This is a genomic window from Streptomyces sp. NPDC028907 (assembly GCF_055564995.1).
Genome location: NZ_JBVHVE010000006.1, coordinates 241,219 through 252,301, shown reverse-complemented (window position 1 = coordinate 252,301; position 11,083 = coordinate 241,219). Strand labels below are relative to the sequence as shown.

At 71.2% G+C, this 11,083-nt stretch carries 9 protein-coding genes; 6 read left to right on the top strand and 3 right to left on the bottom strand.

Translation table 11 applies throughout. The annotated features are described in order from the left end of the window. Positions 1–179: 179 nt before the first annotated feature. The 3 genes from ACZ4UU_RS20200 to ACZ4UU_RS20190 all read right to left on the bottom strand — a co-directional run bounded on the left by ACZ4UU_RS20200 (position 180) and on the right by ACZ4UU_RS20190 (position 3,358). Positions 180–1,799 carry a protein kinase domain-containing protein gene (locus tag ACZ4UU_RS20200; protein WP_471904770.1) on the bottom strand — a complete coding sequence of 540 codons (1,620 nt, stop codon included), beginning with the start codon at positions 1,797–1,799 and terminating at the stop codon, positions 180–182. Then, entirely contained in the window at positions 1,796–2,569 is a 774-nt protein-coding gene (locus ACZ4UU_RS20195) for an FHA domain-containing protein (RefSeq protein ID WP_471904769.1), read from the bottom strand. The genes ACZ4UU_RS20200 and ACZ4UU_RS20195 overlap by 4 nt, the downstream gene beginning before the upstream one ends. Before the next feature lie 153 nt (positions 2,570–2,722). Next, the gene (locus ACZ4UU_RS20190; RefSeq protein ID WP_471904768.1) at positions 2,723–3,358 is read right to left on the bottom strand and encodes a hypothetical protein; all 636 of its coding nucleotides are present in this window, start codon (positions 3,356–3,358) and stop codon (positions 2,723–2,725) included. 276 nt (positions 3,359–3,634) lie between these two features. Here ACZ4UU_RS20190 and ACZ4UU_RS20185 point away from each other — a divergent pair, with 276 nt between their 5' ends. The 6 genes from ACZ4UU_RS20185 (at position 3,635) to ACZ4UU_RS20160 (ending at position 10,992) form a co-directional block, all read left to right on the top strand. Beyond that, positions 3,635–4,489: a bifunctional methylenetetrahydrofolate dehydrogenase/methenyltetrahydrofolate cyclohydrolase gene (locus ACZ4UU_RS20185; protein ID WP_471904767.1), complete on the top strand. Its 855-nt coding sequence runs from the start codon at positions 3,635–3,637 to the stop codon at positions 4,487–4,489. Then, positions 4,479–4,955: a DUF3017 domain-containing protein gene (locus tag ACZ4UU_RS20180; protein ID WP_471904766.1), complete on the top strand. Its 477-nt coding sequence runs from the start codon at positions 4,479–4,481 to the stop codon at positions 4,953–4,955. The genes ACZ4UU_RS20185 and ACZ4UU_RS20180 overlap by 11 nt, the downstream gene beginning before the upstream one ends. 222 nt (positions 4,956–5,177) lie before the next feature. Further along, positions 5,178–5,663 (top strand): helix-turn-helix domain-containing protein, encoded by a 486-nt coding sequence (locus tag ACZ4UU_RS20175; protein ID WP_471904765.1) that lies wholly within the window; start codon positions 5,178–5,180, stop codon positions 5,661–5,663. Positions 5,664–6,083: 420 nt separating this feature from the next. Further along, positions 6,084–7,304, top strand: coding sequence for a helix-turn-helix domain-containing protein (locus tag ACZ4UU_RS20170; RefSeq protein WP_471904764.1), 1,221 nt, complete (start codon positions 6,084–6,086; stop codon positions 7,302–7,304). A 497-nt stretch (positions 7,305–7,801) separates the two neighbouring features. Continuing rightward, positions 7,802–8,791 carry a malate dehydrogenase gene (locus tag ACZ4UU_RS20165; RefSeq protein WP_062702474.1) on the top strand — a complete coding sequence of 330 codons (990 nt, stop codon included), beginning with the start codon at positions 7,802–7,804 and terminating at the stop codon, positions 8,789–8,791. A 353-nt stretch (positions 8,792–9,144) separates the two neighbouring features. Continuing rightward, on the top strand, positions 9,145–10,992 hold the full coding sequence (locus ACZ4UU_RS20160) for a hypothetical protein (protein WP_471904763.1): 1,848 nt from the start codon (positions 9,145–9,147) through the stop codon (positions 10,990–10,992). Positions 10,993–11,083 lie beyond the last annotated feature (91 nt).

The window sequence follows — 11,083 nt, the reverse complement described above, 5'->3', positions numbered from 1 at the left end:
GAAGAACTTTTTGGGGCTGGAGTGTGGGGGCTGGATAGTCTTCTCTCCCCTCCCCCGAGGGAGCCGGAAGCCGCGCCGCGGGCCGCCGGCAGGCGGTCAGCCGGTGCTCAGCAGCCCGTTGGTGGACACGACCACGATGACGCCGGCCACCCGCGCGCGGTACCTGGGAACTCTCAGGGTCACGTCTTCCGAGGCGGCGTGTACTCCTCTATGTAGCGAGCGACCCGGGCGGTGTAGTCGCGGTCCTGCGGCGTGTACTCCTTGAGGAAACGGGCGACACGAGTGGCGTAGGAGCCGGTGTTCGGGGGGACACCGCCCGCCTCGTTCACCTTCTTGTACGACGTCCGGTAGGCGGTGGCGAGCAGCACCCGGCGGTCGCCCGGCAGGTTGTCGCGCAGCCGGGGCTCGATGAAGCAGAGGTAGCGGCCCACGGCCGGAATCGACTCGGAGGGCGTGATGGGCGGTCGGGGCGTCTCCTTCGCGGGCACACCGTCGTCCCGGATCCACCAGCGCAGCACGGCCGGCGTCCAGCGGGCGATGCCGTACTCGTCCTTGTCGGGATCGGAGAGATCCGGGTCGAAGTCGCTCTCCGCCTTCAGCAGCGCGGCGATCAGCGCGGGCGTGACCTCCGGCTGGACACAGTCATGAGCGGAGTCGACGATCAGCCGGCGGTACGCCGCCGGGATGCCCTTGTCCGTACGGAGCTCGTCGGCGCCGTAGTTCGCGGGCGTCACCTTCTCGCTCTCCCCGTCCGCACCGCCCGCACCGCCGACGCCCGCCCAGTCGCTGACGCCGTAGCCGAGCACCGAGGCGGCGACGACGGCGACCGCCGTGGCCAGGATCCGCGTACGACGCGACCTGCGGCGCGGCAGCAGCCTGCGGGGCAGCCGGGGCGAACGACCGGTGCCCGCCGCCTCCTCGACCCGCCGCAGCAGATCCGTCGTGGGGACCCGGTCGGCATGCGTCCTGGCCAGACAGTCCCGCACGATCTCCCGCCAGACGTCCGGCAGTTCGGGTGGCAGCCGCAGCTCGTCGGTGCCACGGGCGTAGGCGGCGGCCGCGTCACGGCGGGCCGTCGGGGTGGCGCCGGGCAACGGGAAGGAGTCGGTGAGGACCAGATGGGCCAGCACCCCGAACGCCCACACGTCCGCCGACGGACGGATACGCCGGCCCCGTTCACCGATCTCCGACCACAGCAGCTCGGGCGGGGTGTAGTCGGGCGTCGAGAAGGCGGGCGTGTACGCGTGCGTGCCCTCCAGCTCCGCCGCCATGTTGAAGTCGGCGAGCCGGGCCGAACCGTCCGCCATCAGCAGCACGTTGGCCGGCTTCAGATCCCCGTGCACCCAGCCCGCGTGATGCAGCTGCGCCAGCCCTTCGCAGATCTGCGCGAGCAGCACGGGCCCGGCGGCCGGGCGGGGCTCCGCCGCGAGCAGCGCCGACAGGGAGCCCTCCGCCCGCTCCAGTACGAGGACGGTGGCGCCGTCGAGGGCGGGGCTCGCCGGGTCGTCGACCGTGAGGGTGTCGTACATCCGGATCAGCCGCGGCTGCTTCAGCCGGCGGTACAACTCGACCTCGCGCTCGACGATTTCCCGCAGGTGGGTGAGCTGGCGCGGGGTGCCGGTGCCGGTGGGCAGGAGCTTCAGGGCCGCCGACCTCGGCAGACCCGGCGGATCCGTGTCGGACGCGACGCGCCTGCCCTCGTACACACTCCCGAACGCCCCCGTGGCGATCGGCTCCCGCACCTCCCACGCGCCCACCCGGTACCCCTTCGGCACCGGCACGGCGTACGGCTCGGTCACCGGGCCGGCCGAACCGGAGCCGAGGCGGACGAGGGCTCTCGCGGTGACTTGCCCAGCACGACGAGATCGTCCTCCCGCACCAGGTCGAACCGCAGCGCAAGCGAGACCAGCGACTCCTTCTTGCCGTTGAGCCGCGGACCCGTGTCCGCCGTGTCAGGGCCCGGCTTGAGCCGCAGCTTCACGGCGAGGTAGTCGATGTTCCACTGCACGGACGTACGGGACGCGGCCGGCCAGTGGGGACGCAGCCGGTCCACCACCTGGTCCACCGTGGGCAGCGCGGCGTGCGGTTCGCCGCGCAGCCGGGGTTCGCACAGCGCGGCCAGGACCGCGAAGTAGCGCTTCGTGCGGTCGACGGAGAAGGCGGGCGCGGTGGTCGCGCCGTCCAGACCGCCGTCGCAGCTCAGGTAGTCATGGCGCGGCGCCCACACCTCGATGGCCAGCAGATCGCCGGCCGCGGGCAGCACGATCCGCGAGAACTCGAACGGGACCGGCGCGTCCAGGCGCCCCGGCCCCACCTTGATGTGCTCGCCCGCCCCCTCCGGGTTCTCCACGACGTACGTCTGTTCCCGGCTGAGGTTGCTCAGTATCCAGAAGGCGCCCTGCGCGGTGATCTCGCCCGCTCTGCGGGACACCCCGTCGTGCGCGATGGTCAGGTCGTTGTCCCCGGCGGAACGGCCGAAGCCGAGCCGCTCACCGGGCGCCAGCCGGAGCTGGCCGCGGTCGGTCTCGTCCTCCGTGGTCGGCGGAGGTACCACGATGATGCTGTACAAGGTGCGTCTCCCCGTGCCTGACGGCTACCCACGTCAGATTAGGGGGACGCGGCGGGGCCGTGTCCCCCTCGGACGAGTGAGACACGGCCCCGGCTGTTAAATGGCGCGAACTCTTCAGTCACGCGTGAATGTTCGGTGCGTTCCGTGAAGCGTTCAGTAACGCGGGCGGTTGAACCACGTCGAGGCCGCGCCGTTGACCATCGAGGCGAGGATGATGCCGGCGATGGCGAGGGAGATGAGGCCGCCGAAGGTGGCGGAGCCGTTCGCCCCGTTCACGATGTTCATGATGCCGCCGAGGATCATCAGCGCCGCGTACACGATGGTCGTGATGCGGATGCCGCTGCCGCCGTTCTTGAACTTGACGCCCAGGAAGATGGAGAGGGCGCCGAGGGCCACCATGAGGCCCGCGATCAGGAAGCCGAGACCGGCCAGGGTGTCGGTTTCGTCGCCGCTGCCGACGCCGTTGGACACATCCTGGACGGCACCGACGGCGATGCCGGCGATGATGCCGAACAGGAGCTGGAAGCCGGCGAGGATGAAGAGCAGCACACGGGCCGTCTTCATCAGGCCGGGCATCTCCATGGGCATCGCGTTGCCGCCGGGGTAACCCGGGTATCCCGGGTAGCCGGGCTGGGCCGGCTGACCCTGCGGGTAGCCGTAGCCGGGCTGCTGCTGGGGCGCGCCCTGCGGGTAGCCGTAGCCCGGCTGGGCAGGGGGCTGCTGCGGCGGGTAGCCGGGCTGCTGGCCCTGGGGCGGGCCGTAGGGGTTGTTCGGGTCGCCGAAGCTCATCGAGCGGTCCTTCCTCCGTTTTTGATCCAGTGCGGGGACGACGCGTGGCACGGCTCGGAGGAAGTTCTACGGATGCGGTTCGTCCCCCCGGTACTGCCCGCGGCACTAGCGTCTCATCGTTCTTTAGACGCCTCTTACTTGTCCAGCCGCATTCCCTATGTGTTGTGCAAGTGCAACATCACTGATCATGGGCGGATACGGGAGGAGATGCGGCGGCGCGGTTCGGGGGAGACCCGGATTGGAACCGGGAGGGCGTCATCCGCGAGGATGGGGGGCATGACCGCCCAGATTCTCGATGGCAAGGCCACCGCAGCCGCGATCAAGTCCGATCTGACCGCCCGCGTGGCGGCGCTGAAGGAGAAGGGCGTCACGCCCGGCCTCGGCACGATCCTGGTCGGGGACGACCCCGGCAGCCAGAAGTACGTCGCCGGCAAGCACCGCGACTGCGCCCAGGTCGGCATCGCCTCCATCCAGCGCGAACTGCCCGCCACGGCGACCCAGGAGGAGATCGAGGCGGTCGTCCGTGAGCTGAACGAGGACCCCGCCTGCACCGGTTACATCGTCCAGCTGCCGCTGCCCAAGGGCATCGACGAGAACCGGATCCTGGAGCTGATGGACCCGGACAAGGACGCCGACGGCCTGCACCCGATGAACCTCGGCCGCCTCGTCCTGAACGAGCCGGCCCCGCTGCCCTGCACCCCCAACGGCGTCCTCACGCTGCTGCGCCGGTACGGCGTGGAGATCAAGGGCGCCGAGGTCGTGGTCGTCGGCCGCGGTGTCACCATCGGCCGTCCGATGCCGCTGCTGCTGACCCGGCGCAGCGAGAACGCGACGGTGACCCAGTGCCACACCGGCACCCGGGACCTGGCCGCACATCTGCGCCGCGCCGACATCATCGTCGCCGCCGCGGGCTCCGCCCACCTGATCCGCCCCGAGGACGTCAAGCCCGGCGCGGCCGTCCTCGACGTCGGTGTCTCGCGGGGCGCCGAGGGCAAGGTCGTGGGCGACGTCCACCCCGGCGTCGCCGAGGTGGCCGGCTTCATCTCCCCGAACCCCGGCGGCGTGGGCCCGATGACCCGGGCGCAGCTGCTGGCGAACGTGGTCGAGGCGGCGGAGCGCAGTGCCGGCTGAGGCGGGCTCCGACAAGGCGGAGGAGATCGAGGTCCGGGACCCGGTGAGCGCCCCGGACGCGGAGGGCGTGCCCCGGCGCACCACCCGCCGCTTCCCGCTGTTCACCAGGGACACGGCCCGCCCCGAGGGCGGCGGCCGTGCCGCGCCGCGTGACGCCCCGGCGCCCGCCCGGCAGTGGCCGGTCCTGCTGGTCCTCGGCATGGTCGGCGTGGGTCTGCTGATCACCGCGCTCGACGTGTTCCGGGCCGGCACGCTGGTGATCGGCAGCGCGCTGCTCGCCGGTGCGGTGCTGCGCTGGTTCCTGCCGAGCGTCGGCATGCTCGCCGTGCGCTCCCGCTTCACCGACATCGTGACGTACGGCGTGCTGGGCCTGGTGATCGTGCTGCTGGCGCTGATGGCGCAGCCGGATCCGTTGCTGAAGGTCCCGTTCCTGAAGGACGCGCTGCACTTCACGGTGGACAGCTGACGCCGGGGCCTTTGGCCCGGTGCGTGACGGCGGCCCGTCCTCTCCCCCGAGGAAGGACGGGCCGCCGTCGCGCGTCCACCTTCGGGCACGGCGGGGAGGCCGTTCAACGGCTGTCCGTGCGCTGTGGCACGGAAGTGACCGTTCCGCCACGTCGGGGCCGGTCCGGGAACCGATGCGCCGTCCCGTGTCGTCACCTGATCGGATCTGGTTCGGAGGTGAGCGATGGGTGCCTGGCAGCCGCTGCCCGACGATCTGCCGCCGGAGGTGCGGCATTTCGTGGAGCAGTTGCGGCAGCTCAAGGACCGCACAGGCCTGAGTCTGGTCGCGCTGGGCGCGCGCACCGCGTACAGCAAGTCCTCCTGGCAGCGCTACCTCAACGCCACCCAGCCCCCGCCCCGGCAGGCGGTCGCCGCGCTGTGCCGGGTCGCGGACGTCGGCAAGGACGAGGCGGAGCGCTTCGGGGTTCGGTGGGAACTGGCGGTGCAGGCCTGGCCGAAGCCGGTGACGGGGCCGTTGCCGGCGAAGCCGGAGGGGGCGGCCGAGGGCGAGGGCGCGGGCGAGGAGTACGAGGACGATCCCACGCTGCCGTGGTGGGACGCGCCGCCCAGTAGGTCCGGGCCGCCCACGGGGAGGCTGCTGGCCGTCGCCGTGGTGCTCGCCGTGGCGCTGGTGCTGGCGGCGGTGATCGGGGCCGTTGTGCTGGGCTGAGCACGGCGGGAGTGGTGTGTCCGAGTCGCCCGGATACAGCAGGTGTGACCTGAGTATTCTTCTATGTGCTTTCCGTGTGTCGATGTGTTGACAAGTTCGCGGATTTGCAAGGAAGTCGTTCGGTGAGCGGGCTAGCGTGGTCGACCGGGGCGTCCGGGGCGTCCCGCTGTTCTGTAAGGGCTTACTGCCAGGGTTGTGTCGGCCGGAGAGGGAGGCCGGTGGAACACTGGACGCGGTCCGTTGGGCGTGCGACGGTGCATGGCCACGGTCCGGATGCTCCCGTGCGCCCCCACCCCGGGAACTGAGATCCTTGTCGGGCGCATCCCTGTGGGTAGCCAGAACGGGGACTCGGCAGAGGGCGTCACGCGCGGGGGAACGCGAGAAACACCAGCACGAACCGGGGGGAAGAGGGGGGAAGCAATGCCTCGTTGGAGGGCCTTGCCGGATGAACTCGATCCGCAGGTCAGGGAGTTCGCGAGCCAGCTGCGGCGGCTCGTGGACCGCAGCGGTCTGAGCATCGCGGCGCTGGCCGACCGGACGGGTTACAGCAAGACGTCCTGGGAGCGGTACCTGAACGGGCGGCTGCTCGCGCCCAAGGGTGCGATCGTGGCGCTCGCGGAGGTCACGGGCACCAATCCCGTACATCTGACGACCATGTGGGAGCTCGCAGAACGGGCGTGGAGCCGTTCGGAGATGCGCCACGACATGACCATGGAGGCGATCCGGATCTCCCAGGCCCGCGCGGCCCTGAGCGAGTTCGGAGCGCCGCCGGCGAACGCCAAGAGCAGCGCGAAGGCGGCCAAAACCGCGCGCAAGAGCGGGAGCGCGACGGCGACGCCCGGTGTGGCGGGGCCGGCGGGCGTGGCCCCGACCGTGCCACCGGTACCGGTCCAGCCGACAGCGCCGGAGGTACGGGACTCGACGGTACGGGACTCCCCGGTACGGGATGCTCCGGCGGGGGACGGCGGCTCCTCCGGAGCCAACTCGTGGGGGCTGGCGGGGTATCGGGGACCGGCGCCGACGGGTGCCGGCCGTCCGTCCGGCACGTCCGCCACACCCGGCGCGGTGCCGGGTTCCTCGGGTATGCCCAGTCCGTACGGCGAGCCGCCGCAGGGGCCGGCGCCGGGACACGGCTCCTTTGGCGGAGGGAACGGCAAGCGGCGGCTGACGATGTTCCTCGCGGGGGTCGTCGGCGTGCTGGTCGTGATCGCCGCGGTCTTCTTCCTGACGGACGGCAGCGGCAAGAAGAACGAGGACGCGGTGCAGTCGCCCTCGCCGTCCGTGACCACCGACCCCGACCTGCCGGCCGGCGTCAAGTGCAGCGGCGACTCCTGCACCGGCAAGGACGCCGAGGCCATGGGCTGCAGCGGTGACCTCGTGACCACCGCCAAGACCGCGACCGTCGGCACGTCCGTGGTCGAGGTCCGCTACAGCGAGACGTGCGGCGCGGCCTGGGGGCGTGTCACGCAGGCAACGCAGGGCGACGAGGTGGTGGTGACGGTCGGCAAGGCGAAGCAGACCGGCACGATCACCGTCGCCGGCGACACGATCGCGTACACGCCGATGGTGGCCGTGAAGGACGCGGGCGAGGCGAAGGCCTGCGTGACGCTGTCCGCTGGACAGGAGGGGTGCACGCAGTAGAGGGCTGGGGTCGCCCGCGCGGCCACCGCCCGTGGGGGCTGGTCGCGCAGTTCTCCGCGCCCCTTGGGGGCGATGCAGCGCTGCCTCCTTCAAGCCCGTCCGGCGTTCGAGGACGAGGCCCGCAGGGCCGACAGCGCAGGTCTGGGGGGCGGCAGCCCTCAGGGACGGCACGGGTAGGGGCCGCGGGGGCGAGAAACACGCGGACGGCAGGAATGGCCGCCGGGATTGTGGGCACGCGCACCGTACCCCCACGGGAGTCCGGCAACCGGTACCCCCACCCGGCGGCCGTCCCGTCCCCCTCTCCCGGACAGGGCGGCCGCCCTTTCGTGCGGTCATGGTCATTCTGTGGGGCGGGCCACACGGACCCGGCCGTGCGAGATCCCGGATGCGCGATAGCCTGACGGGTGGATCTCTTGACGCCAAGAGATCGATCATCTCGACGTCCCGCACCCCGGGGCAGGGATGCCCTCACCGCCAGCTGTCATACGGAGAACGCCATGACCCGCACTCCCGTGAACGTCACCGTCACCGGCGCGGCCGGCCAGATCGGTTACGCCCTGCTCTTCCGCATCGCCTCCGGCCAGCTGCTCGGCGCGGACGTGCCGGTCAAGCTGCGCCTCCTGGAGATCACGCCCGCGCTCAAGGCCGCCGAGGGCACCGCCATGGAGCTCGACGACTGCGCGTTCCCGCTCCTGCAGGGGATCGACATCTCGGACGACCCGAACGTCGCCTTCGACGGCGCCAACGTCGCGCTGCTCGTCGGCGCCCGCCCCCGCACCAAGGGCATGGAGCGCGGTGACCTCCTGGAGGCCAACGGTGGCATCTTCAAGCCGCAGGGCCAGGCCATCAACGCGCACGCCGCGGACGACATCAAGGTCCTGGTAGTCGGCAACCCGGCCAACACCAACGCGCTCATCGCGCAGGCCGCCGCGCCCGACGTACCGGCCGAGCGCTTCACCGCGATGACCCGCCTGGACCACAACCGCGCGCTGACCCAGCTCGCGAAGAAGACGGGCTCGACGGTCGCCGACATCAAGCGTCTGACGATCTGGGGCAACCACTCCGCCACCCAGTACCCGGACATCTTCCACGCCACCGTCGCCGGCAAGAACGCCGCCGAGGTCGTGGGCGACGAGAAGTGGCTGGCCGAGGACTTCATCCCGACCGTCGCCAAGCGCGGCGCGGCGATCATCGAGGCCCGCGGCGCCTCCTCCGCGGCCTCCGCCGCCAACGCCGCGATCGACCACGTCCACACCTGGGTCAACGGCACCGCCGACGGCGACTGGGTGTCGATGGGTATCCCGTCCGACGGTTCGTACGGCGTTCCGGAGGGGCTCATCTCCTCCTTCCCCGTCACCACCAAGGACGGCAAGTACGAGATCGTCCAGGGCCTGGAGATCAACGAGTTCTCCCGCGCCCGCATCGACGCCTCCGTCAAGGAGCTCGAGGAGGAGCGCGAGGCGGTCCGCTCCCTCGGCCTGATCTGACGGTTCCGAGTCGACTCTCACCCCGATCCCCGGGCGGCCGTGGCCGCCCGGGGATCGGTGCGTCCTACCCCCGTACGACCGACTCGGCGCCCGCAACTGGTCCAGCTCCCGCGAGCCCGGAGAGTGCAGGAGGCAGGGAAGCGTGCGGGTGTTGCGCGGGAAAGGTGAGCGCAGGGGTGAGGTGGCGACAATCTTGAGGTGACTCAGGTCACACAGATGCTATGGTGGTCGATCCTGACGAGTTCAACTCCCCTTTTAGCAGGGGTAGTTGATTGAACTGCTGCACCTGCGCCACTGCCGATGTCGCGACAGCGCACATCGCCGAGCCTGGTTCCTGTATCGGGGGACGATCCATGACCCAGCCCGAGCTCCCGCCCCAACGGGCGCAAGCGCCGAGACCCGGAACGCGCCGTCCGGTCGATCCGTCGCGAAGTGAGGCCTGCCGGTTGCTGTGTGCGGGGACGTATCTGCACGTCGGCTACCGGGACGCGGTGATCGACGAACTGTACGTGCACCGCGAGCGGTTCGCCGCGCCCTCCTACGGCTTCGACGCGGCCCGCGTCCTCGCCCACGCGCTGCGCGCCCGCCGCCAGGAAGTGGCGTGGGCGGCCGGCATGATCGGCCTGTGGGTGGTCGCGGCGGCGCTCACCAAATGGCAGATCACGACGGTGATCTGGCCCATCCTGCTGATCGCGCTGGGCCGCCGGCTGGGCGGCAGCCTCAGCATCGACGCACAGTTCCGGCAGTTCGCCCTGTTCCGGCGCGCCCTCGCGTTCGTGCTGCGCTGGTACGGCCGCTTGACCCTGTTCGGGGTGTACGTCCTGCAGTTCCGGGTGCTCGTCGCCGGTCCCGAGGAGTCCGACGACTACTCGTCCGACTACTACGGCGACTCCGGTGACAGCTTGTTCGACTCGTCGGACAGCGATGTCCTCGAAGGCCCCTTCGGCCTGCTGAACGCGGGAGCCGCGGAGGCCAACCGCCTCACCGCCGCGTGCCTGCTCGCGCTGCCGCTGCTGCTCGCGCTGCTCAGCGTGTGGCAGCGCGGTCAGTTCGCCCGCACGATCGCGGGTGAACTGTCCAAGAAGCGCTTCCCGGACATCACCGCCGACCCCGCCGAGGCCGCGCCCGGCCACCGGTTGCTGGAACTGAGCCGGCGCATCCGCCAGGAGCAGCACGCGCCGCTGGTGCTCTACGCGAAGTCCGATCCGTTCCGTGGCGCCGGACTGCCGTTCGAGCCGTGGTCCCTCTCGATCGAACTCCGCCCCCGAGCGACGGCCGACGACGACTCGCCGCTGCACGCCCTCACCAAGCCCGGGGCGATGCCCGCGCCCGCGGAGCCGCTCGACAACGCCACGGTGCTGGAGAAGATCAAACCGCTGCTCGAACAGTTGCGGGAGCCTTCGGCGCGCAGTTCGCCGCAGGCGGCCGACAGTGTGCTCGACCGGCTGCGCGAGCTCGTCGTGGACGAGTGTGTGTTCCTGCCCGCGGAGGGGCTGCCGGGCCGGATGGCTTTCCCCTACACACCGGACACGTACGCGATGCACCGTGCCGACGCCGTGGAGGAGGGCGGCGAGCAGCGACGGCACTTCCTGCGGGTGCGCGTCGGCGGCTGGGACGAGGAGATCGTCGTCACCGTGTTCGTCCGCGTCCACACCCAGGGCGGGATGCTGATGCTGGAGGTCGCGCCGCACGTGCTGCCGCCGGTCAACCCGCTGTTCGGGACCGCCGACAGGAAGGCCCACGAGCATCTGCACCGCGGCGGCCTCGGCCGCTACGTCTTCGCCCTGCTGCGCATCCCCGCCGCGACCGGCGACGCCCTGCGCGTCCTGGTCCGCGCTCTCGCCCAGGAGTGGCGGCAGCTCACCGGCGTCCACGCCGACGCGCTGCCGGACGGGCCCGGTGTCTCGGTGCGGGAACTGGGTGCGGACGACCGGGCGACCCTCTTCCAGGAGATGGACATCGCCCGCTATCTGAAGTCGATACAGGACCGGATCGCGGGCGGGGTGCGCCAGGCGCTGTGGAACGCGGGGTACGACATCGCCGAGTTCGAGCAGAAGGTCACCAACGTCTTCAACAACAGCGGGACCTTCGTCGGGGGCTCCGTCCAGGGCAACGGGATCGCCATCGGCAGCGACAGCAAGGCCACCTCGTCGACGGGCAAGCCGTCCGCCGCCGGTGCCGGTGGCCCCGCGAAGAAGTAGGCCCGGCGAAGAAGTAGGCCCGGCGAAGAAGCAGGCCCCGCGAACAAGCAGGCCCCGCGAACAAGCAGGCCCCGCGAACAAGCAGGCCCCG

Bases quoted from the DNA above. Each gene is read 5' to 3' on its own strand.
- ACZ4UU_RS20190 (WP_471904768.1), bottom strand. From the start codon at position 3,358: ATGAGCTTCGGCGACCCGAACAACCCCTACGGCCCGCCCCAGGGCCAG.
- ACZ4UU_RS20185 (WP_471904767.1), top strand. From the start codon at position 3,635: ATGACCGCCCAGATTCTCGATGGCAAGGCCACCGCAGCCGCGATCAAG.
- ACZ4UU_RS20175 (WP_471904765.1), top strand. From the start codon at position 5,178: ATGGGTGCCTGGCAGCCGCTGCCCGACGATCTGCCGCCGGAGGTGCGG.
- ACZ4UU_RS20170 (WP_471904764.1), top strand. From the start codon at position 6,084: ATGCCTCGTTGGAGGGCCTTGCCGGATGAACTCGATCCGCAGGTCAGG.
- ACZ4UU_RS20165 (WP_062702474.1), top strand. From the start codon at position 7,802: ATGACCCGCACTCCCGTGAACGTCACCGTCACCGGCGCGGCCGGCCAG.
- ACZ4UU_RS20160 (WP_471904763.1), top strand. From the start codon at position 9,145: ATGACCCAGCCCGAGCTCCCGCCCCAACGGGCGCAAGCGCCGAGACCC.